This is a genomic window from Caballeronia jiangsuensis (assembly GCF_046030135.1).
Classification (GTDB): Bacteria; Pseudomonadota; Gammaproteobacteria; order Burkholderiales; family Burkholderiaceae; genus Caballeronia; species Caballeronia jiangsuensis.
Genome location: NZ_JAQQDB010000022.1, coordinates 94177 through 116294 on the forward strand (window position 1 = coordinate 94177; position 22118 = coordinate 116294).

General features: G+C 65.4%; 21 protein-coding genes. 11 read left to right on the forward strand and 10 right to left on the reverse strand.

Annotation, left to right across the window (positions count from 1 at the left end):
* Window positions 1-64: 64 nt before the first annotated feature.
* The 4 genes from PQR08_RS22860 to PQR08_RS22875 form a co-directional block, all read right to left on the reverse strand.
* Window positions 65-1486 carry an efflux transporter outer membrane subunit gene (locus PQR08_RS22860; RefSeq protein ID WP_371882251.1) on the reverse strand — a complete coding sequence of 474 codons (1422 nt, stop codon included), beginning with the start codon at window positions 1484-1486 and terminating at the stop codon, window positions 65-67.
* 338 nt (window positions 1487-1824) lie between these two features.
* Entirely contained in the window at window positions 1825-2124 is a 300-nt protein-coding gene (locus PQR08_RS22865) for a hypothetical protein (protein WP_250484698.1), read from the reverse strand.
* Between the two features lie 337 nt (window positions 2125-2461).
* Complete coding sequence (locus PQR08_RS22870; RefSeq protein WP_187606237.1) at window positions 2462-2920, reverse strand: DUF4399 domain-containing protein; 459 nt, start codon at window positions 2918-2920, stop codon at window positions 2462-2464.
* Window positions 2921-2959: 39 nt separating this feature from the next.
* Complete coding sequence (locus tag PQR08_RS22875; protein ID WP_035511122.1) at window positions 2960-3400, reverse strand: DUF4399 domain-containing protein; 441 nt, start codon at window positions 3398-3400, stop codon at window positions 2960-2962.
* A 340-nt stretch (window positions 3401-3740) separates the two neighbouring features.
* On the opposite strand from PQR08_RS22875, the gene PQR08_RS22880 reads away from it, so the two are divergent.
* On the forward strand, window positions 3741-5693 hold the full coding sequence (locus tag PQR08_RS22880) for an SUMF1/EgtB/PvdO family nonheme iron enzyme (RefSeq protein WP_250484699.1): 1953 nt from the start codon (window positions 3741-3743) through the stop codon (window positions 5691-5693).
* Window positions 5694-5696: 3 nt separating this feature from the next.
* Here the strand turns inward: PQR08_RS22880 and PQR08_RS22885 are convergent, their stop codons facing one another.
* On the reverse strand, window positions 5697-7568 hold the full coding sequence (locus PQR08_RS22885) for a DUF3857 domain-containing transglutaminase family protein (RefSeq protein ID WP_250484700.1): 1872 nt from the start codon (window positions 7566-7568) through the stop codon (window positions 5697-5699).
* A gap of 194 nt (window positions 7569-7762) precedes the next feature.
* On the opposite strand from PQR08_RS22885, the gene PQR08_RS22890 reads away from it, so the two are divergent.
* From PQR08_RS22890 to PQR08_RS22900, 3 genes are read left to right on the forward strand one after another with little or no spacing between them, the layout of a single operon-like run.
* On the forward strand, window positions 7763-8917 hold the full coding sequence (locus PQR08_RS22890; protein ID WP_250484701.1) for an HPP family protein: 1155 nt from the start codon (window positions 7763-7765) through the stop codon (window positions 8915-8917).
* A 25-nt stretch (window positions 8918-8942) separates the two neighbouring features.
* On the forward strand, window positions 8943-9353 hold the full coding sequence (locus PQR08_RS22895) for a MarR family winged helix-turn-helix transcriptional regulator (RefSeq protein ID WP_035503580.1): 411 nt from the start codon (window positions 8943-8945) through the stop codon (window positions 9351-9353).
* A gap of 19 nt (window positions 9354-9372) precedes the next feature.
* Window positions 9373-11142, forward strand: coding sequence for a chloride channel protein (locus PQR08_RS22900; RefSeq protein ID WP_408162362.1), 1770 nt, complete (start codon window positions 9373-9375; stop codon window positions 11140-11142).
* On the opposite strand, the gene PQR08_RS22905 is transcribed toward PQR08_RS22900, so the two are convergent.
* Complete coding sequence (locus PQR08_RS22905; protein WP_250484702.1) at window positions 11102-12358, reverse strand: glycosyltransferase family protein; 1257 nt, start codon at window positions 12356-12358, stop codon at window positions 11102-11104. The genes PQR08_RS22900 and PQR08_RS22905 overlap by 41 nt on opposite strands.
* A gap of 228 nt (window positions 12359-12586) precedes the next feature.
* On the opposite strand from PQR08_RS22905, the gene PQR08_RS22910 reads away from it, so the two are divergent.
* From PQR08_RS22910 to acuI, 5 genes are all read left to right on the forward strand, one after another.
* Window positions 12587-13501 carry an aldo/keto reductase gene (locus tag PQR08_RS22910; protein ID WP_250484704.1) on the forward strand — a complete coding sequence of 305 codons (915 nt, stop codon included), beginning with the start codon at window positions 12587-12589 and terminating at the stop codon, window positions 13499-13501.
* A 10-nt stretch (window positions 13502-13511) separates the two neighbouring features.
* Entirely contained in the window at window positions 13512-13934 is a 423-nt protein-coding gene (locus PQR08_RS22915) for a DUF1810 domain-containing protein (protein WP_250484705.1), read from the forward strand.
* A gap of 55 nt (window positions 13935-13989) precedes the next feature.
* Window positions 13990-14205, forward strand: coding sequence for a hypervirulence associated TUDOR domain-containing protein (locus tag PQR08_RS22920; protein WP_035503587.1), 216 nt, complete (start codon window positions 13990-13992; stop codon window positions 14203-14205).
* 169 nt (window positions 14206-14374) lie between these two features.
* Entirely contained in the window at window positions 14375-14812 is a 438-nt protein-coding gene (locus tag PQR08_RS22925) for a PRC-barrel domain containing protein (protein WP_035503589.1), read from the forward strand.
* Between the two features lie 59 nt (window positions 14813-14871).
* The gene (gene acuI, locus PQR08_RS22930) at window positions 14872-15867 is read left to right on the forward strand and encodes an acrylyl-CoA reductase (NADPH) (protein WP_250484706.1); all 996 of its coding nucleotides are present in this window, start codon (window positions 14872-14874) and stop codon (window positions 15865-15867) included.
* 7 nt (window positions 15868-15874) lie between these two features.
* Here the strand turns inward: acuI and PQR08_RS22935 are convergent, their stop codons facing one another.
* Window positions 15875-17563: a methyl-accepting chemotaxis protein gene (locus tag PQR08_RS22935; RefSeq protein WP_408162366.1), complete on the reverse strand. Its 1689-nt coding sequence runs from the start codon at window positions 17561-17563 to the stop codon at window positions 15875-15877.
* 206 nt (window positions 17564-17769) lie between these two features.
* Here PQR08_RS22935 and PQR08_RS22940 point away from each other — a divergent pair, with 206 nt between their 5' ends.
* Entirely contained in the window at window positions 17770-19026 is a 1257-nt protein-coding gene (locus tag PQR08_RS22940; RefSeq protein ID WP_250484709.1) for an aminotransferase class V-fold PLP-dependent enzyme, read from the forward strand.
* A gap of 3 nt (window positions 19027-19029) precedes the next feature.
* Here the strand turns inward: PQR08_RS22940 and PQR08_RS22945 are convergent, their stop codons facing one another.
* Window positions 19030-19923 carry an NAD-dependent protein deacetylase gene (locus tag PQR08_RS22945; protein ID WP_408162368.1) on the reverse strand — a complete coding sequence of 298 codons (894 nt, stop codon included), beginning with the start codon at window positions 19921-19923 and terminating at the stop codon, window positions 19030-19032.
* Window positions 19924-20043: 120 nt separating this feature from the next.
* On the opposite strand from PQR08_RS22945, the gene PQR08_RS22950 reads away from it, so the two are divergent.
* Window positions 20044-21054 carry a zinc-binding alcohol dehydrogenase family protein gene (locus PQR08_RS22950; RefSeq protein WP_250484711.1) on the forward strand — a complete coding sequence of 337 codons (1011 nt, stop codon included), beginning with the start codon at window positions 20044-20046 and terminating at the stop codon, window positions 21052-21054.
* Between the two features lie 8 nt (window positions 21055-21062).
* Here the strand turns inward: PQR08_RS22950 and PQR08_RS22955 are convergent, their stop codons facing one another.
* A complete protein-coding gene (locus tag PQR08_RS22955) occupies window positions 21063-21461 on the reverse strand; it encodes a GFA family protein (protein WP_250484712.1) in 399 nt (132 codons plus the stop codon).
* A 16-nt stretch (window positions 21462-21477) separates the two neighbouring features.
* The gene (locus PQR08_RS22960; RefSeq protein WP_035503603.1) at window positions 21478-22038 is read right to left on the reverse strand and encodes a hypothetical protein; all 561 of its coding nucleotides are present in this window, start codon (window positions 22036-22038) and stop codon (window positions 21478-21480) included.
* Window positions 22039-22118: the final 80 nt, after the last annotated feature.

Consider the following 22118-nt stretch of genomic DNA (forward strand, 5'->3'; position numbering starts at 1 on the left):
CATCGATATGAAACGATCGTTAGTAATTCATATGAATACACTCCATCGATATTAATGGAGCGCTTCACTTCGTCGTTTCCTTGCTCGCGCTTTGCACATCGACCATCGGCCAGCCGCCGCCGAGCGCTTTATAGAGCGTCACGGTGTCGGACAGAATCTGCTGATGGTTCGCGAGCAGCGCGAGTTGCGCCGCGAGCAGCGTGCGCTCCGTCTCGAACACCTGGAGTTGCGAGATCACGCCCTCTTTCAATTGCGCGTCGATCTGCGCGGCGACCACCGTTAGCTGATCGACTTCCTGCTGCAACTCGACGCGCTGCTTCGTGTGCGAATCGAGATTGACGAGCGCGTTTTCCACTTCCTCGAACGCGTTCATCACCGTGCTGCGATATTGCTGTTCGGCGACCGCCGTCTGCGCTTCGGTCGTCTTCACGTGGGCGCGCACGGCCGGATCGAGAATCGGGATATTGATGCTCGGCACGAAGCTCAGCGTGAACATCTTCAGCAGATCGGTGAGCTGAAAGCTCGCCGAACCGGCCCGTCCGGTCAGGTTGATGGTCGGCAGTTGCGCGAGCTTCGCCTGCCCGACGAGGTCATAGGCTTCGAGCACGCGATACTCGGCCGCGATCAGATCGGGACGGCGTGCGAGCAACTGCGACGGTAGCCCGCCCGGCACCGGCGGAATCTGCACGCGCTTTTGCAGCTTGCCGTCGGGCATCCTGAATTCGCCCGCGGGCACGCCGATCAGCGTCGAGAGCGCGTTGTTCGCGAGATCGCGCGAGCGGCGCAGTTCCAGCAGCTCGCGCGTCAGGCGATTCAGTTCCGCGCGCTGCGTGAGCACCTGCGTCTTCGGCACGAGACCGTTCTTCTGCATGCCTTCGAAGATCGTCAGGATCTGCTGGTTCGTCGTGATGGTCTGCTGCTGCTGGGCGATCTGATCGTCGAACTGGAGAATCTGGAAGTAGGTCGTCGAGACGAGCGAGACGAGTTCGAGATAGCCCGCGCGCCAGTCCGCTTCGGTCGCGCGAAATTCGGCCTTCTGGGCCTGCACGCCCTTCTCGACCGAACCCCAGATGTCGATATCCCAGCTCACCTGTGTCGCCAGGTTGTACTGTTTCGAGAACTGCTGGCCGGTCGTCTTCTCGAAGCTCGCGCCAGCGCCCAGATCCATCGACGGCAACGCGCCCGCACGCGCCTCGCCGATCTGCGCGCCCGCCACCTGAATGCGCGCGGCCAGTACCTTGATATCGAAGTTGCCGCTGATTGCCTTCTCGACCAGCGCGTCCAGCGTCGGGTCGTGGAACTGCTTCCACCAGTCGGGCTGGATCGTGTCGGATGCGGCGACCTTCGCTGCGTCGATCTTCGTGAAGGCTGTCTTCTCCGGCGTGTCGGGCCGCTGATACGTCGGCACCTTCACGTCGATGCAGCCGGACAGCAATGCGGCGGCAATCAGCCCCGGCAGCACGGCCCACTCGCGCCTGATGGTCACGCGCAACGATGGCAACAAGGCTCGCACGATCTCGCTCCCGGTGAACGCGCACCGACGGTCGGTTTGAAGGGTGAGAAGCGCGGCGCCGGCCGTTGTGTTCTTCAAGTAAATCACACGGCGCGCCGCGACTCCATACGGGTAAAGTCACGTGGCGCGCGCGTGCTCTGTGGCACGTCGCGCATTTCGTGACGCGGTCCGGCAGGATGCGACCCCGGCCGATCCGCAGCGCCCGATGTCGCGGGCGGTGTTACAGCAGAGCTCCCCGTGCCTCGCCTTTACTGCTGACTGCTTGAAGGCTTACCGCATCGGCATTCGATTCATTCCTCGCGACAATCTCTTCACGCGAGATTGCCCGCCACGCCGAAGTTGACGTTGGCGATGTTCTTCGCTTCCTGCGTCGGCGAAACCGTCGATTGCGACTTGAGCGCTTCGGCAAACGCGATGTTGCTGCCGTTCTGGTTGAACGTGGTCTGCGTCTGGTTGATGATCTGCTGCGGGTTGAACGGCATCGAGAGCGTCGCCCCGTTCATCGAGATATGGCCGGGGAACAAGGTCGCATAGCCGCCACGCACCGCGGACATCGCGCGGCTGTCGAGTTCTGCTGTGACGGGAAGGTCCTTGATGGTCAGCGTCTTCATTTCCGCTCTCCTTGGGTGCGCGTCGCGCATTCGGTGGTGGCTTCGAGCAACTTGTCGCTCGCGACCATGTAATGCATAGGGTGTGCCAATCGCGTCGGGTATCGGCAGCCTTTCGCTGGATTCGTTGCTGCGCAAGGCTTTCGTCGATTCGCGTTGCGTCGTCATTTCCAGCATCGTGATGCTGTCCGACCGACACTTCCCTGTTGCACTGTCGGTTCACGAACGACACCTCGTCCAGAGCAAGGACGAACGTTTTCCTCCGCGATACGCGCGCGGAATCGAAGCCGATGGAAAAACCGGGAAAGGCGCCGCTCAGTGCCTCACGCGGCGCCCGGATTCATTTGACGTAGATCGTGATCTTCTTGGAATAGATGGGCGGGTTATGCGGTATGTGCTTGTCATCGCCCATCAGAAGCTGAATCGTGTGCTTGCCCGGCGGAAGCTCGAGCATGGTTTCGGTTTCACCGGCGCCGTAGTGCAGATGATTGCGATCCGATGGAATCTCCTGATCCATCGGCGGCAAGTCAACGTCGATCAGCAAATGATGATGCCCCGTGTTTGGAAACTTCACGCCGCGCGGCGCGACGCCCATGTAGCGCAGCCCGAACCAGACCTTGAAGGGCTTGCCCGCGGGCAAGGTCTGGCCGTCGTTCGGATAGCCGATGTACGCATAGGCGTTGGCGGGCGCGGGCGTCGGCCCGGCGAACGCGCACGGCGCGGCGATCGCCGTCGCGAGCGTGACGGCGACGAGGAGCGAACGCGAGAACGCGAGCGCGTCAGCGGATCGTTTTTTCATGTCATGTGCCCTCGGCAAGTGCACCGCTCATTTCACAGCTCATTTCACGGTGATCGTGATCTTCTTCGAATACACCGGCGGATCGTGCGGAACGTGGTTGTAGTCGCCCATCAGCAACTGCAACGTGTGTTTGCCCGGCGGCAGTTCGAGGCGCGCATCGGTTTCGCCCGCACCGTAATGCAGATGATTGCGATCGGACGGAATCTCCTGATCGAGCGGCGGCAGATCCGCATCGACCAGCAGATGGTGATGCCCCACGTTCGGCAGATCGACGCCCTTCGGACAGATGCCCATGTTGCGCAGGCCCATGCGCACCCAGAGCTTGCCGCCCGAAATCACGGCGCCGTCGGGCGGCCAGATGATGTACGCCTCGGCGTTCGGCGGCGCGGGCGTGCGCGCACGCGCGGCGGCGGAGAACGACGAATCGGCGGCCAGAGCGGCCAGGGAAGCCAGCGCGCCAAGCACGGTTCTTCTCAGCATGTTATGCACGCCTCTCTCGTTGAAAGGCCTCGCGGATGGGCCAGGGAATCGTGCCTTGCACGCGCGAACGCTCGTGCTCGGCGCGAGTTGCGGGTTGCGGGTTGCACCGTCGTTGGCTTTTAGATTAGGACGTAACGTTTAAAAAAGATACGTGCAGAGGCGTGCGAGCCGGCCCTCATCACGGATACCTCCCTTCAGGGGATTAAGCGCTGCGTGAGCGCGTGCTATCGTTGTTGGTGCTGGACAAACAGAGGGCGCGGACCTCGCCCCAAAGCCTCGGCATCGAGCGCGAATGCAACGCGATGCCCTCCACTCAAAGCCGGACGGACAGGGTGTGAATATGTGGCGAACTCTTCTTATCGCGGGCGTGTTGCTGATGATCGGCCTGCCGCACGCGCAAGCGAATGCGGCTTCGGTCGCAGCGCTGTCTTCTCCTTCGATCGCGACGACCGCACATGCGCCCAGACATCTCGCGCTCGTGATCGGCAATGCAGACTATGTCGATCACCCGCTCGCGAGCGCATCGCGCGATGCCGATGACATGACCGCGGCACTCGACGCACTCGGCTTCGACGTGACGCAGCGCACGAATCTCGATGAAGCCGCGATGCGGCAGGCTCTCGATGCATTCGCCACGAGGCTCGGCCCGAACGACACGGCGCTCGTCTATTTCGCGGGCCACGGATTGCAGGCGGGCGGCGATGCGTTGCTCGTGCCGCTCGACGCTCGCGAGCAGCGGCCCGCGACGCTCGTGCGCGACACGCTCTCCGCGAAAGACATCGTCGAACGCATGACGCGTGCGCGGCCGGACGCGGCGAACATCGTCGTGCTCGACATGTGCCTCACCGATCTCTTCGAAAAAACGAACGCGCGGACGTGGACGCTGCCGCCGCGCACGCTCGTCGCGTATGCGGCCGCGCCTGGAAACGACGCCGCCGAGAGCGAACGCAACGGGCGCTATACCGCGGCGCTTCTGCGTGCGTTGGGCGCCGATGCATCGGTGACGCCATCGACTTTCGCGGCTGCGGCCTCCGATGTCGCGCGGACATCGCGTGGCGCGCAGCGGCCTTGGATCGCATCGACGCTCGATGCAGGCTTTGCGATCGCCGATGCATCTACGAACATGCGCATCGCGGACGCGAACGCCATCCATCCTGCCGATTCCGCCAACGCCGTGCGCACGCGCGGCATCCTTCCGAAGGACAGCAACGAGCAGTACGAACTGACGTTCTGGGAATCGATCAAGGACAGCACCTATCCGAGCGATTACGAGGCGTATCTGAAGGCGTATCCGAATGGCCGTTTCGCCGCGCTCGCGAAGGCGCGCATCGATCGTCTGCACGCGGCGGGCAATGCGAAAGCGGCGGCATCGGCGCCGGCCGCGCCACCGGCTGCGACCGCGACGCCTGCCGCACCGGCGCCCAAGCCGCCGCCGTCCGCACCGGCCGCCGCAACCACTACCGCGCCGGAAAAGCCGCGCCCGAGCGTGCCTGCCGCGCCCGCTGCCGCCGCGGTGACGGCGCCGCCCGCCGCCATCACCACCAAGCCCGCGGCGAAAACGGCAAGCGGCGGCGAGATCAAGGATTGCCCGACGTGCCCTGTCCTGATTCCGCTCTCATCAGGCAGCTTCACGATGGGCAGCAACAACGACGATCCCGCCGAGAAGCCGCCGCATCGGGTATCGATCGGGCGCGCGTTCGCCATCGGCAAATACGAAGTCACCGTCGAGCAATGGAACGCCTGCGTCGATGCGGGCGCGTGCACGCGCGTCGCGGCGGAAGGCGAAACGGCCACGCCGCCCGGCAATGCGCCGATGCGCAACGTGAGTTGGGACGACGCGCAGGTCTACGTCAAATGGCTGAGCAAGGTGGGCGGCAAGGCATATCGTCTGCCGACGGAAGCGGAGTGGGAATACGCGGCGCGCGGCGGCACGCAATCCACCTACTGGTGGGGCGATCAGATGAAGAAAGGCACGGCCGACTGCAAGGATTGCGGCGATCCGTACAAGCCCGACGCGCCGACGCCCGTCGGATCGTTCGCGGCCAATCCCTATGGCCTGTACGACATGAACGGCAGCGTCTGGGAATGGGTCGCCGACTGCTGGCATAGCTCGTACAAGAGCGCGCCCGTCGATGGCCGCGCGTGGGACGATCCTTCGTGTTCGGTGCGCGTGATTCGCGGCGGCTCGTGGCGCGAAGGCGCGTCCTACATGCAGTCGGCGACGCGCTTCAAATACAGTTCGAGCGTGCGCCAGTCGCAGAACGGCTTTCGCGTCGCGCGGGACATGGAGTGAGCTTCATCGGCCAGCGGCCTTCACGATGATCTGCGCCTGCGCATCCCGCTCGATCGTCTTGAGCGCGGGCAGCGCCGCGCGGAAATCGTCGGGCGTGCAGACCTGCCTGCCGAAGCGCGCTTCCAGCGTGCGCGAAATCTGCACGACATTGGTCGACGGATCGAAGAGATAGCGCGAGCGGTAGCGAAAGAAATCGCTCGTCAGATCCTGATCGGCGGGCACCTCGGCCACGCGCATCGTCTTCGGCAGCGAGATCTGCGAGACCTCGTCGAACGTTCCGCCGATGCACAGATACGGCTGCGTGCGCGTGCGCTCGGCGAGCCAGTTGCGCGTCGCCGTCGCGATGCCGCCCGACAGGCTCGAAAGCGCGGGCAGCGCCGTCGTGCCGGTCGGCCAGACGACATCGTCGAGCGTGCCGCGCAGCGTCGTCGCGAACGGGCCGCCGCTTGCATCGACATCGCTCGTCGTCAGCGCGCCCGCGCCGCGCAGGTTCGTGAAGCGCAGCCGGTCCGCCGCGATCTGGTCGCGCCGCTGCGCATTCGCGAGCCGCAGGTTCATGCGCTCGATTTCCGCGCTCCATCCCGCATCCTCCACCCAGTAGGCGAAGCTCGCCTCGCCTTGCGGCGCGACCTCGATCTGCAGACGCGCCGTGCGCGCGAGCGGCTGGGTCGCGGGCGTGCGGGCGAGCGCGCCGGTGTTCACGAGCAGTGCGGGGCGATCCATGTCGGCGAGCGGCAAAAAACCGAACTCGACGCTCGACGCCGTGCTGTCCGCATACAGGTTCAGATCGGGCAGCCACGTGACGATGTGATTGATTGCGCCCGACCCGTATCCCGGCACCGACGGCAGCGTATAGACCGAGCCCAGACCGATCAGCGCGGGCTCGTTGCGAATACCGATGGCATCGAGCAGCGCGCCGTAGAGCGCGACGTGGTCCTTGCAATCGCCGTAGCGGTTCGCGAGCACATCGGTCACGCGATGCGGCACGGCGGGACTCTGACCGATGAACATCGCGACATAGCGGATCGAGTGGCGCACCCAGTCGTAGAGCGTTTTGGCTTTGGCGCGGTCGTCGGCGTCGTTGCTCGTGAGCGATTGCGCGAGCGCGCGGATGGCGGGAGCGCTCGCGCCCGTGTCGGCGGCCGCTTCGCGATAGCTCTTCGCGAAGCTCGCGTAATCGGGAAAGGTCGTGACCATCAGGCGATCGCCGTACTGCGCATAGCCCACCGAGCCGCTTTCGATGCGCGCGATACGGTCGCGCCGGTAGACGAACGCATAACGCGTGCGCCCGTTTTCCGTGACGGGCGGCTCGGCGACGTAACCGCGCGCGTCGGCATAAAGCGGCTTGTCCGCCGGCAGATCGAAGACGAGCCGCTGTTGCAACACGGGCCTCGGCCCCGGATCGACGTAATAGTTGAACTGCCCCGGAATCACCGCCGCCGCCTGGCTCTTGCGAGAACGCAGATGCACCGTCGAGCCGATGCCCACCGCCGGAAAGATCACCGCGCGCAGTTTCGCGTCCTGAAACGTCGGCGCGCCCGCCGAGCGCGGCTCCTGAATGTCGCGGATCTGATCGGGCGAGACGTCGTGGCGCGCACCGTTCGCATCGACCGAATAGGCCTCGACGATATCCACCTTCGACACGCTCTTGTCGTACCAGACATAGCGCTGCGCGATCTCGTCGACGCCCGCCGACGTGTTCGCGCGCAGCACGGCGTCGTCGTCTTCGGTCAGCGAGCCATCGGCGGCGACGACGAACTCGTGAACGTCGCTGACGACGGTGGAAGGATCGTCGTCCGTCGCGGCAAGGGCGCACGACCACACGCACATGCCGACGATGACGCACGCCAGATCGGGAATGAAGCGACGAAACATGTGAGAGCCCGCGCCGCAGGGAGAAAACTTATCGTACAGGAGGACGCGCACGCCGTTTCGCCGCGACGAATCGCGACATGCGACAATTTGTATCATGTTGGGATATAATTTTCGGATCGTCGCACGCTTGCTTTCGCGCCACCGATCCGGCCGGCCAGTGTGACCCTCCACTGACTCTTCCGGAACGCTGAAAAGTGTCGCGTAACGTATTGCTTCGCTGGCTGCAAGGCTTTCTCCCCGCTCCTGTCACGCTGCGCTGGACCGAGCGGCTGCGCGGCGGTCTGGGCGCGCTGATCGGCATCGCGCTGACGGGCGGCCTCGCGCATCTCCTGGTCGGCGACGCAGCGGCCATTCCGTTTCTCATCGCGCCGATGGGCGCCTCCGCCGTGCTGCTCTTCGCCGTTCCCGCGAGTCCGCTCGCGCAGCCGTGGTCGATCATCGGCGGGAACCTCGTGTCGGCGACGGTCGGCGTCGCCTGCGCGATGCTCATCCACGATCCCGTCGACGCCGCCGCGCTCGCCGTCTGTCTCGCGATCTGCGCGATGTTCGCGCTGCGCTGCGTGCATCCGCCTTCGGGCGCGGTCGCGCTCACGGCCGTGCTCGGCGGACCGTCGATTCATGCGCTCGGCTTCGGCTTCGTGTTCGCGCCGGTGGCGATCCAGTCGGCGGCGCTGCTTTCGTCGGCGATCGTGTTTCATGCGTTGACGGGCCATCGCTATCCGCACGGCCACGCCGCGCCGAAACCCGCGAACGCGCCGCCCGACGCCGCCTCGTTCACGCGCGCCGATCTCGAAGCCGTGCTGTCGCGGCGCAGCGAAATGCTCGACGTCGATCCGGACGATCTCGAAGCGCTCCTGCGCGAGACGCAGTTGCAGGCCTACGCGCGCCGTTTCACGGAATTCACGTGCGCGGACATCATGTCGCGCGCGATCGTGTCGGTGACGCCCGATACGAGCGCGCAGGCGGCGCTCGCGCTCATCGACCGGCATCAGGTGAAGGCGCTGCCGGTGATCGACGCGACGCGCCGCGTGTGCGGCATCGTCACGCGCGCGGACCTGGCGCCGGTGCGCCGCGGCGGCATCGTCGAGGGCATGAAGCGCGCGATCGAGCGGCTCATGCGCGGCCCGTCGACGACGCCGCCGCTCGTCGCCGCGCTGATGACGACGGACGTGCGCACTGTGAAGACCGGCACTGCGATCGCCGCACTGGTGCCGATGTTCGCGCACTTCGGGCACCACCACATTCCGGTGGTCGGCACGCACGATGAGCTTGCCGGAATGATCACGGAAACCGACCTGATCTCCGGGCTCTATCGGCAATCTTTCGTGGGCGAGCGCAAGAGCGCCTGAACCCCCTCGCGCTGACTGGAATCCGATGAAAACCCCTCGCACGCTCGACAAGCCGGACTTCGAACAGTTATCCGAATTCCGCTATCAGATGCGCCGCTTCGAACGCTTCTCCGAGCAAGCCGCGCAGAGCGAAGGCATCACGCCGCTGCAGTATCTGCTGCTTCTGCACATCAAGGGGTATCCGGGCCGCGACTGGGCGACGGTCGGCGAACTCGCGGAGCGGCTGCAATCGCATCATCACGGCGTCGTGGCGCTCGTCACGCGCTGCGAGGCGGCCGGGCTCGTGCGCCGCGCCCCGAGCGACGAGGATCGCCGCCAGGTCCGGGTGCATCTCGAAGCGCGCGGCGAAGACGTGCTCGAACGGCTTGCCGCGCTGCATCGCGCGGAGCTGAAGTCGCTCGAAGGCGCGTTCCGCGTGCCGAGCATCGATCTCTGAATTTCCTGGAGCACTGATCATGGACCATCACAAGCGCGACTTTTCGGTCAACGACCGGCTGCTCAGGATCTGCGGGCTCGCCGCGATCATCGGCGGTGTCGCCACGCTCGCGGCCGTCGTGCTTCTCGGGCTCATCCATCTCTTCACGAACCTGTTCTTCTTCGGCACGTTCTCGATCGAGGACCGTTCTCCCGCGCTCAACACGCTCGGACCCTGGGTGATCGTGATTCCGGTGATCGGCGGATTGATCGTCGGGATGATGGCGCGCTTCGGCTCGGAGAAAATTCGCGGCCACGGCATTCCCGAAGCCATCGAGGCGATTCTCTTCGGCAAGAGCCGCATGTCGCCGAAAGTGGCGATTCTGAAGCCGCTGTCGTCGGGCATCGTGATCGGCAGCGGCGGGCCGTTCGGCGCGGAAGGCCCGATCATCATGACGGGCGGCGCGCTCGGCTCGCTGATCGCGCAATGCATCGACGTGACGGCCGCCGAGCGCAAGACGCTGCTCGTCGCGGGCGCGGCGGCGGGCATGACCGCCGTGTTCGGCACGCCGGTCGCGGCGGTGCTGCTCGCGGTCGAACTGCTGCTCTTCGAATGGCGGCCGCGCAGCTTCCTGCCGGTCGCGCTCGCGTGCGCCGTCGCGGGCTTCGCGCGCGCGTCGGTGTTCGGCACGGGCGCGCTCTTTCCGCTCGAAACGCAGCCGCCGCAGATGATTTCGCTGCTCTCGTGCCTCGTCGCCGGCTTGCTGTCGGGCGCGCTGGCGTCGGGGCTGTCGGCGGCGCTCTACAAGCTCGAGGACGTGTTCGGCAAGCTGCCGATCCACTGGATGTGGTGGCCCGCGATCGGCGCGGTGTTCGTCGGCATCGGCGGATATATCGAGCCGCGCGCGCTCGGCGTCGGCTATGACGTAATCGGCGACCTGCTGCATCAGCACATCGCGATCAAGGTGGCGCTGTCGATTCTCGCCGTGAAGGCGATCATCTGGGTCGTCGCGCTTGCCTCGGGCACATCGGGCGGCGTGCTCGCGCCGCTCCTGATGCTCGGCGCGGGCCTGGGCACCGCGCTCGGCGCGATCCTCCCCGGCCACGACGCCGCGCTCTGGCCGCTCGTGTGCATGGCCGCGACGCTCGGCGCGACGCTGGGCGCGCCGCTCACCGCGATCGTCTTCGCGTTCGGCCTCACGCACGATGCGAACGCGCTCCTGCCGCTGCTCGCCGCGACGCTCGTCGCGCACGGCTTCGCGACGGTCGTGATGAAGCGCTCGATCATGACCGAGAAGATCGCGCGGCGCGGCTATCACATCTATCGCGAATACGGCGTGGATCCGCTGGAGCGTCATCACGTCGATGAAGTCATGACGCGCGACGTGCTGACGATCGACGCCGCCGCGCCTTTGAGCGATGTGCTCGCGAAGCACTTCGGGCCGCATCAGGTGCATCGCGCGTATCCGGTCGTGCGTGACGGCGTGCTCGTCGGGATGCTGGATCGAGGGGCGCTCGGAACGTTGAACGAAGCGCAGGCGGGTATGAGCATCGGTGAGGCATTGCAGCGGCTTCAGCCCGCTGCGCCGGTCTTCGCGCTGCCGGGAGAACCGTGCCGGCTTGCCGCGACGCGCCTTGCCGTGCACGAACTGGAGCGCCTGCCGGTGGTCGCGGACAAGCAGTCGCTAAGGCTCGTCGGCATCGTGTCGCGCAGCGATCTCGTCAAGCCCGCGCGCGCGCACTTCGACGAGGAACATCGGCGCGAGCGATTCAGGGGTTTTCGGCGGACGCCTGCGTTGAGAAAGCACTGAGGTCGACTTGCATGTCGGCGAGCGGCCCGGTCCAGTTGCCGAGTTCGGTCTGTCGATAAAGACGCATCGACGGATACCACGGCGTGAAGCGCTGACAGTCGAGCCAGCGCGCATCGCATGTCTGGGACAGCAGCACCCACACCAGGCGATTCAGCGCACCGGCGAGATGCCCCGAGCCCGTATCGATGGTGATGAGCAGATCGAGCTTTTCGAGCACGCGGGCGGTGTCGCCGAAGGTCGAGAGAAGCGGCGCCATGTCGGTCACATCGTGGCGATGCATGACGGCGCGTTCTTCGTCGCTGATCTCACCTACCTGCAGCGAATAGAAACGGCAGGCGCGGTTTGACATCACCGATTCGAGGCGGCTGAGCGGAATCGATCGATACGGCTCCTGACGCACGCCGCTCGCGCTTTTCCATATCAGGCCGATTTTCGGGCGCTTCGTGTCGGCGCTCAGCAGCGCGCTTGCCTCGTCGGACAACACCGTGGCCGGATCGATGGCGATGCGCGCCCCCGGATTCTCCGCCGGAAAATACGGCGAGCGCTGATATCGCGCGTAGAGACTGAAGCCGAAGGTAAAGCGATCGCAGCGTTCGAGTTCGGCCGTGCGCTGTTCCGCCGTCGCCATCGACAGCGTCACGACATTGCTTTGCCAGAAAATCTCTTCCCATCCCGGACACTGCTCCACAGCGACCGCACGCGCGCCTTCCCGAAGCAGCAGATCGATGTAGCGCGAGAACTGCACGAAGTCCCCGAAACCGCCTTCCAGGCAGATGAATATCCGCTTGCCCGCGACGGGTTCGTCCATGCCGAGGAGCTTCTCCGGCGGTGTGGCCTGCCACACGGGATGATCTCCCAGAATGAGGCTATGGAAGGCTTCCGCGTACGCCCGCCCGCGAATCATGCGGTGTCGCTCGTTCGCCAGGTGAAACTTGCCGAGGATGAATTGCACGATCGCGAGCTCTTCGCTCATGATGTAGCGATCGCGCTGAGACAGCGACTCGTCGGCCAAAGCGCGTTCCAGGTGCTTTTCGGCTTCGGCGTGCAGCCCGGCGAAGCTCAGGTCGATACCGAGCTGGCCGATATGGCAGCCAGGATCGTCAGACGCCGACAACTTCTCCGCGAGGGCTTGCGCCTCTCTGGCGCGGCCAGCCAGCCGAAGCGCGCGGATCAGTTCCAGCGGCTCCATGTGTTGCAGGTCGTTGGGATGGGTCATGATGTTGTGAGCTGAGGTCGCCGGTGACGGCCGGTTATGCTAATTCTTCGTAGCGGTCAAACCGCAAAAATGCGTAACTCCAAGGTAGGCGCAGCGGCCCCAGGATGGAAACGAAGTTGCGTCATCGTGCGTTTCCAGAAGCGAAAAAATCGAACGGACCACCGTCGGCCAGAAACTCGCGACAATGCCCTTTCACCCGCCGAATCGCGCGACCCGCGCGCGCCTCCCATGACCACCCGCCGCGACTTTCTCCACTTCACCGCCGCCGCGCTCGTCGCCCGCGCAACCCAGGCAGCCCAAGCCGCCGAACCGCCCGCCCAACTCATGCACAAACGTCCCATTCCCTCGACCGGCGAGCCTTTGCCCATCGTCGGCTGCGGCACCTGGCGCACCTTCGACGTCGGCGATGACGCAGCCCGCCGCCGCGAACTCGCCGAAGTCCTGCGCGTGCTTTTCGCGGCAGGCGGCTCGGTGATCGATTCATCGCCGATGTACGGTTCCTCCGAAGCCGTCGCGGGCGCGCTGCTCGCGCAATCGCACACGCGCGACAAGGCGTTCATCGCTACCAAGGTCTGGACCGACGGACGCGAGGCCGGCATCGCGCAGATGGAGCAGTCGATGCGACTGTGGCAGACCGATCGCATCGACCTCATGCAGATTCACAACCTGCTCGACTGGCGCACGCATCTCGCCACGCTGCGCGACTGGAAAGCCGCCGGCAAGATCCGCTATATCGGCGTCACGCACTACACGTCCGGCGCGTTCCCGCAGGTCGAAGCGGTGCTGCGTTCGGAGCGCATCGATTTCGTTCAGATCAACTACGCCGCCAACGACCGCGACGCCGAAGCGCGCCTCCTGCCGCTCGCCGCCGATCGCGGCGTCGCGGTGATCGTGAATCAGCCGTTCGGCGGCGGGTCGCTGCTCGCGAGCCTGCGCAACCGGCCCCTGCCCGCCTTCGCACAGGAACTCGGCTGCGCGTCGTGGGCACAGCTTCTGCTCAAATTCGTGCTGGGCAACGCCGCCGTGACCTGCGTGATTCCCGGCACGGGACGGCGCGAATACATGATCGACAACGCGCGCGCGGGCATCGGCATCTATCCCGACGCGGCGATGAGACAACGCATCGCCGACGCGGTCGCGTAAGGAGGAAACCATGAGCGATCCCTACGATCTTCAGCGTTTCGTCGACGCACAGGAAAGCGTCATCGACGACGTGCGCGCCGAGCTTTCCGCCGGCCGCAAGCGCACGCACTGGATGTGGTTCGTGTTCCCGCAGATCGCCGGCCTCGGGCACAGCGCGATGGCGCAGCACTACGCGATCTCATCGCGCGACGAAGCCCGCGCGTATCTCGCGCACCCCGTGCTGGGCGCGCGGCTCGTCGAACTGACGCGCATCGTCAACGGCGTGCAGGGGCGCAGCGTCGGCGACATCTTCGGCTATCCGGACGACATGAAATTTCATTCGTCGATGACCCTTTTCGCGCGCACGGCCGACGATTCCGACGTCTTCAACGAAGCACTGCGCCGCTATTTCGAAGGCCGCGCCGACGAAGCCACGCTGTCGCGTCTTCAATGACGGGCATGGCGGTTGCGTCTCCTGAAACGTCCACATTCTTCAGGAGGCGCGCGCCATGAGCCGATCCTTCAAGCTGCACGATCACGTCCGCTGGAACACGCCGCAAGGCGAGACGACCGGGCATATCGTGCGCATCGTCACCGAACGCACGACGCTCGACGGTCATACCGTCAACGCGTCGCGCGACGATCCGCACTTCGAAGTCGAAAGCGACAAGAGCGGCAAACGCGCCGTGCACAAAGCCGACGCGCTCACGCGTCTGACGCACTGAATCCGCTAACGCCATGCGCCGCACGTTCGCACTAATGCAGTGCGCGCGGCGCAACCCGGCACCGTTCCTGCAGAAACCACGATTAACGTTCAAACTTCTACCGCGCTGGAAGCTTGAATCGCGCATTTCCATTGAACCGGTTTGCCCAATCCTTTGAGGAATCGAACCAATGAAATCGAAACTCGTGGCACTGCTCGTTGCATCGTCGGCACTCGGCCTGACTTCCACGGCATCGTTTGCCCAGGTCGCGGGCGCTCAACCGCTCGGCGTATCGGTCGAGGTATCGACGGCCATCATCGATGGCTGGAGCGTCAAAAAATCCATCCTCAACAAGCCCGTCGTGAACGATCAGGGGCAACGCGTCGGCGTGATCAATGACATCATCGTCGCGCCGGATAAATCCGTTTCGTTCGCGATCATCGCGGCGAACAAGTTCCTCGGCGTGGCGCGCCACGATGTCGCGATTCCCATCGAGCAGCTCGACGTGAAAAACGGCCAGTTCGTGCTCGCGGGCGCAACCAAGGACGCGATCAAGGCGCTGCCCGAGTTCCAGTACAACAAGGTGAAGCCGACGCCGAAGCCGCGCGCGGAATTCGAGCATCATTAAGCTTGGCCAGAGGCGGCCGCGCGCCGCCTCTTTCGCTTGACCTCAACCGGAAACCGCCGATGTTCAAAGCCCTCATGCTCGACAAACAGGACGACCGCACGGTCGCGTCCATTCAGTCGATCGACGAATCGCGCCTGGCTTCGTCCGTCGATGGCGGCGACGTGCTCGTGCGCGTCGAGTTCTCCACGCTCAACTACAAAGATGGCCTTGCGATCACCGGCCGAGTGCCGGTCGTGCGCACCTGGCCGATGGTGCCGGGCATCGACTTCGCGGGTGTCGTCGAAACGAGCTCGCATCCGGACTACCAACCCGGCGACAGGGTCGTGATGAACGGCTGGGGCGCGGGCGAAACGCACTGGGGCGGGCTCGCGCAGAAAGCGCGTGTGCCGGGCGATCATCTGATCGCGCTGCCCGCGAATATCACGACGCGCCAGGCGATGGCCATCGGCACCGCCGGCTATACCGCGATGTTGTGCGCGCAGGCACTGGAAAAGCACGGCGTCGGCCCGAAAGACGGCGACGTGCTCGTGACCGGCGCGAACGGCGGCGTCGGCAGCTTTGCCATCGCGATTCTGGCGAAGCGCGGCTTTCGCGTGATCGCGTCGACGGGCCGTCCCGAGGAAGCCGAGCGGCTGCGCGAGCTCGGCGCGGCGGATATCGTCGAACGCGCGACGCTTTCGGAGCCCGGCAAGCCGCTGCAGAAGGAACGCTGGGCGGCAGCCGTCGATTGCGTCGGCAGTCATACGCTCGCGAATGTCTGCGCGAGCTTGCGCTACGGCGGCGCGGTCGCCGCGTGCGGGCTCGCGCAAGGCATGGATCTGCCCGCGTCGGTTGCGCCGTTCATCCTGCGCGGCGTCGCTCTGCTGGGCGTAGACAGCGTCTATGTGCCGCGCGAGCGGCGCATCGCGGCATGGAAAGCGATCGCCGATGAAGTGCCGGTCGCGACCATCGAAAGCGTCGCGACCGCCATTCCTCTGGCCGACGCGCCCGATGTCGCCGCGCGCTTGCTGCGCGGCGAAGTAAAGGGGCGCGTGATCGTCGATGTGAACGCCTGAGCCGGCGTCAGAAGGCGCTCCAGCCGTCGGCGCTCACGGGCTTGGCGGCTGCAACCGGGGCCACGCGAGGCGCGGGCTTCTTCGCAACCGGCGCACGCGCGACGCTCGGCGCGGCCCGCGTGAACGTCGACGCCTGCGCTTCTACCGTGAAGAACGCCACCGCCTCGTTGAGCCTGCGTCCCTGCTCTTCCAGCGACGACGCAGCCGCCGCCGCTTCCTCAACGAGCGCCGCGTTCTGCTGCGTGACTTCGTCCATCTGCGTGATGGCCTGATTCACCTGTTCGATGCCGCGTCCCTGCTCCGCCGACGCCGCCGCGATCTCCTGCATGATATCCGTCACGCGCGCGACGGCCTGCGTCACTTCGGCCATCGTCGTGCCCGCTTCGCCTGCCAGCATGGAACCGTCGCGCACCTTGGCGGTGGAATCCGTGATCAGTTCCTTGATCTCCTTGGCCGCCGTCGACGAGCGCTGCGCCAGGCTGCGCACTTCGCTCGCGACGACCGCGAAGCCGCGGCCCTGCTCACCCGCCCGCGCCGCTTCAACGGCCGCGTTGAGCGCGAGAATATTGGTCTGGAACGCGATGCCTTCGATGATCCCCGTGATCTCCGCGATCTTGCCCGAGCTGTCGCTGATGCCGTTCATCGTCTCGACCACGCGGCCGACGACATCGCTGCCCTTCTTCGCGATATCCGATGCATTCGACGCGAGCGAACTCGCCTGCTGCGCGTTCTCGGCGTTCTGACGCACGGTGGACGTGAGCTCTTCCATGCTCGCCGCCGTTTCCTGCAAGGACGCGGCCTGTTCTTCGGTGCGCTGGCTCAGATCGGTGTTGCCGGTGGCGAGCTCCTTCGCCGCGCCGCCGACCAAGCCGCTGCTTTCGCGCACGCGGCCCACGGTTTCGGTGAGACGCGCGTTCATCGTCGCGAGCGCACGCAGCAGGTCGCCGGTTTCGTCCTTCGTTTCGGCGACGATATGGCTCGTCAGATCGCCGCGCGCCACCGTCTGCGCGATGCCGACCGCCTCGCCGATCGGTGTCGTGATCGAGCGCGTGATCGCCATGCCCGCAGCGACCGCGAAGAGCGCCGCCGCCGTGCACAGCGCGATCAGCACGTTGCGCTGCATCTCGTAGCTGGCTGCGTCTGCGCGCACGATTTCCTCGCGGCGCGAGGCGGTGTAGGTCGCGTAATCGTCGGTGGCCTTCACCAGTTGCGCGAGCAGCGGGCGGCATTCGTCGTCCATCTTCTGGATCGCCTCGTCACGCTTGCCCGCGAGCGCGAGTCCGACGATATTTGTCGCGACCGGCCCGTATAAGCCCTCCACACGTCCCATTTCGGCGACGAGGCTCTTCGCCTTTTCGCTGGTATCGGTCGCGGCGGCGATCATGTCGTTGAGTTGCTTCAGACGCGCCTGCACGTCGTCGTGCGCGCGCAGGACATCGGCTTTCTCGAGATCGAGGTCGGACTGCTTCGTGACGAGCACGAGATTGCGCGCGGCGATCGCGCGGCGGTCGACAGCCGTGCGAATCTGACTGGCCACGTCGGCTCGCGCGTTGATACCGTTCACATAGTGCGCGAAGCCGTCCGTCGCGACGGACAGCGCGCGCAGTGACATGCCCGCCACAAGCACGACCAGTACAGCCAGAATACCGAATCCAGCGACCAACTTATTTTTGATCGTGATGTTCTTGAGGTTCATGTTTTGGGTTCTCTCAGGGTCCGTTCAAGGGGACATACGGCGTGATCTCAACGCTCTTCTTGCTGATTACGGCCCGCCAAAATTGCTCTGAAGGGCAAAAGATGCAAATAGTCTGCACTTTGTCCAAGTTAAACCGGTAATTCCGTTACGATGCATCACGTCATCTTGAGTAAATATTGCCTTTTCTTCACGGAACATTCAGAACGATGCCCGACATCCTCGACTACCGCACACCCGAATTCGAAGCCGCGCTCGCTGCGCTCCCATCCACGCCGGCAGCCGGCCTCGCCACCGACGAAAATTACTGGGACGCGGTGCGCGGACTGTGGCGCCAGTCGGATGCGCTGATCAATCTGGAGAACGGCTTCTGGGGTGCGATGACCGAGCCGGTCAAGGCGATGTTCCATCACTGGACCGAGCGCGTGAACCACGAGACGACATTGCTGATCCGTCCGCATCTGATGACGCTGTATCAGGGCTTGCGCGAGCGCGTCGCGAAGGAGATGGGCTGTGCGGTCGAGGAGATCGAGCTGACGCGCAATGCGACCGAAGCGCTGCTCGCGCTCATCAGCGGCTACAACCGTCTGGCGCCCGGCGACACCGTGCTCTACAGCGATCTCGACTACCCCTGCGGCAAGGACGCGATGGAATGGCTGCGCGAGCGGCGCGGCGTCACGCCCGTGCGCATCACGATGCCCGAGCCGGCCACGCGCGAAGCCGTTCTCGAAACCTACGCGAAAGCCTTGAGCGCGCATCCGCGCACGCGGCTCGTGCTGCTCTCGCATGTGTGCTTCGCGACGGGTCTCGTGTTGCCGGTCGCGGACATATCGGCGATGGCGAAGGAAGCGGGCGCGGACGTGATCGTCGATGCGGCGCATTCGTGGGGCCAGCTCGATTTCGACGTGCCCGACCTGAACGCACCGTTCGCCGCGCTGAATCTGCACAAGTGGATCGGCGCGCCGCTCGGCTGCGGTGCGATCTATATCCGTAAGGGACACGTCGCATCTATCGATCCGTATTTCGGTGACCGCACCTGGCCCGCCGACGATATCCGCGCGCGCGTGCACACCGGCTCGCCGAACTTTGCCGCGTGGTTCACGCTGCCCGCGGCGCTGGATGTGCATCGGGCGATCGGCTCGAAGGCGAAGGAAGCGCGCTTGCGTGCCTTGCGCGATGCCTGGGCGAAACCCGCGCGCACGCTGCCCGGCGTGCAGATCATGACGCCGGATGATCCGTCGATGACTGCCGGCATCACTGCCTTCCGGCTGCACGGACGCGCGACGAAAGCAGGCTGCGATGCGATCGTCGCCGCGCTGCGCGAGCGCTTCGGCGTGTTCACGGTGACGCGCCCCGGTCCCGACTCGGGCGAAGTCGTGCGCGTGACGCCCGCCCTGTTCTCGCGCATGTCGGACGCCGAGCGCCTGCTCGAAGGCATCGAAGCGCTTTCGCGCGAATCGAAGTAACCGCTAGCCCGCCACCGGCCGCGCATCGAGGCGCTCGATCAATCGTTCGAGCGCCTCCGAGCACGGCGCTTCGACTTTCAGCGCGAGGAGCGCATCGGCGCGCGTCTTGCCGATGTTGATCGCGGCGATCGGCTTGCCGCTATTCGCGGCCCACTCGCAAAAGCGATAGCCCGAGTACACCATCAGCGACGAACCGACGACGAGCATCGCGTCGGCGGCTTCGAGCGAGCGCGCCGCGTCGTCGACGAGCACGCGCGGCACGCTTTCGCCGAAGAACACCACGTCGGGCTTGAGCACGCCGCCGCAGCGCGTGCAGCCGGGTACATCGAACGATGCGAAGTCGAGATCCTCGATATGCGCGTCGCCGTCCGGCACCGCAGGCGCCGTGTGGCCGACGAAATCCGGATTCGCCGCTTCGAGCATGCGCTGCACCGCCGCGCGCGTATGCCGCTCGCCGCATTCGATGCAGCGCACCCGCCCGATATTGCCGTGCAACTCGATCACATCGGGATTGCCCGCACGAATGTGCAGCCCATCGACATTCTGCGTGACGAGCCGATGCACCCGCGAGCGCGCATCGAGCGCCCGTAGCGCATGATGCGCGGCGTTCGGCTGCGCGTTCTGCACGACCGGCCAGCCGATGAGACTGCGCGCCCAGTAGCGGCGGCGCGCGTAATCCGAGCCGAGAAAGTCTTTCAGCAATATCGGCGCACGGCCCGTGCGCTGCCCTTCGCGGTCGCGATAACAGGGAATGCCCGACTCGGTACTGATGCCCGCTCCCGACAGCACGAAAAGCCGCGGATGCCGCTCGACGAATTCATGAAGCTGCTGCACGTGCCGTCCTTTTTGCGTGTTTTGCGGGGTTCGCTCTGGTGGAAATATAAGGCGAAACCGCACGCGCCGCTGGCCGCGATTCTGGCCTTACCACTTTTTAGATATCGAAATTGGCTTGACCAAATCGCCGGGCATCGTTAGATTGTCGGACGCCCCACTCCAAAGACACCACGAGACAAAAGCATGCTGACCGTCATCTGCGAAACGCCCGGAACCCTGAAAGCCGAACAGCGCGAGAAGCCGCGGCGCGGCGAGAACGAAGTGCTGTTGCGCGTGAAGCGCGTCGGCGTGTGCGGCACCGACCTGCACATCTTCACCGGCAATCAGCCCTATCTCTCGTATCCGCGAGTGATGGGCCACGAGTTGTCCGGCGTGATCGAGGAAGCGGACCCGGCGAGCGGCCTGAAAGCGGGCGATACCGTCTACGTGATGCCCTATCTGTCGTGCGGCGAGTGCATCGCGTGCCTTCAGGGCAAGACCAACTGCTGCGTGAACATCCAGGTGCTCGGCGTGCATCGCGACGGCGCGTTCACCGAGTATCTGAATCTGCCCGCGCAATTCGTCCACAAGGCCGAGGGCGTCACGCTCGATCAGGCCGCGATGATCGAATTCCTCGCGATCGGCGCGCACGCCGTGCGCCGCGCGGACGTGAAGCCGGGTCAGCGCGTGCTGGTCGTCGGCACGGGTCCGATCGGCATGGCGGCCATCACGTTCGCGCGTCTGCGCGGCGCGAACGTGACCGCGCTCGACACGCGCGAAGATCGCCTCGCGTTCTGCAAGCGCGAACTGAAAGTGGACGCCACCGTGCAGATCGGCGAGCACGACAAGCAGGCGTTGTCGGCACTCACGAACGGTGAATTCTTCGATGTGGTCTTCGACGCGACCGGCAATTCGCGCGCGATGGAACGCGGCTTCGAGTTCATCGCGCACGGCGGGAAGTACGTGCTGGTATCGATCGTGCCGGATCGCATCTCGTTCGCCGATCCCGAGTTCCACAAGCGCGAGGCGACGCTGCTCGCGAGCCGCAACGCGACGCCCGAAGACTTCGAGACCGTGCTCGCGGCGATGCGCAAGGGCGAAGTGCCGACCGATGCGCTCAACACGCATCGCCTGACGTTGAGCGATGTGCCCGAGCAATTCGCGTCGCTGCTCGATCCGAAGGCGGGCGTCGTGAAGGCGATCGTCGAGTGCTGATGGTTTGATCAGGGCGCGCCGCGTGCAAAGCGCGGCCGTCCCTGCGCGTCGTGCCAGGGCTCGGCGCTCTTGCACCAGATTTCGTACTGCGGCGGATAAAGACCGGTCTCGTCGAAGATGCCAGTCGGCACCTCGATTTCATCGACGCCATCGAACGCCAGATAGACCGGCGAGCCGCACGACGGGCAGTGATGGCGTTTGCCTGTCGTCGAACTTTCCCATGCCACCGTGTCGCCCGTGACCTGAAACGCGTCGCGCGGAAAGATCGCATAGACGCCGAACGGCGCGCCGTGAATGCGCCGGCACGTCATGCAGTGGCACAGATTCACTTCGTTCGGTTCGCCCAGCACACGCACGCGCACCGCGCCGCATGCGCATCCGCCTTCGTGGATCGGCTGGGCATTCATGCGGCGCTGTGACGGTTCATCGCGTGAAGTAGCCGCGATTCTGCATGCACTCGCTGTACGCGCGCCAGTAGCGCGTCATCGGCGGTTCGGGCGGCGGCAGCGGCGGCATCTTCATGTCGCCGCCGTAGATCGCATCCGATGCGCCGGACGCGCCAGCCGCCATCGATGCGGGCACCGCAGGCATGCCGGGCATCGGACCGGACGCGCCGGGCAGCCCGGAAGCACCCGAGACTCTCCCCGGCGGCAAGCTCGATGCCGCGATCGCCGCCGAAGCGCCCGATGCCGGCGCGGCAGCGGAAGCCGCGAGCGCGCCCGACGCGCCCGCCGGCAAAGGCGGTTCGAGCGGACGCGGCGGCGTCAGCACGCGCGTTTCGCGCTGGGCGTCGCGTGGCGGCGTCTGTGGCTCGCGCGCGACGTTCACCTTGGTCGTCTGATTGGCATAACCGTAGCAGGCGGCGTTATCGACCGATTGCTGCCACGCGCTCTGGCTGCGTCCGGGCAGGGCGAGCGGCTGTTGCGCGGCAGCGGCGCCACACGCCGCGAGCAGAGCGATTCCCGCGTAAGTGGAAGGTCTCATTGGCTTGCAGTTCCCCGATGCGGTTTTATTAGTCGTTGCAGCTCACGCACCGTTCGCGCATGCGCGAGCGGAGCGAGTCT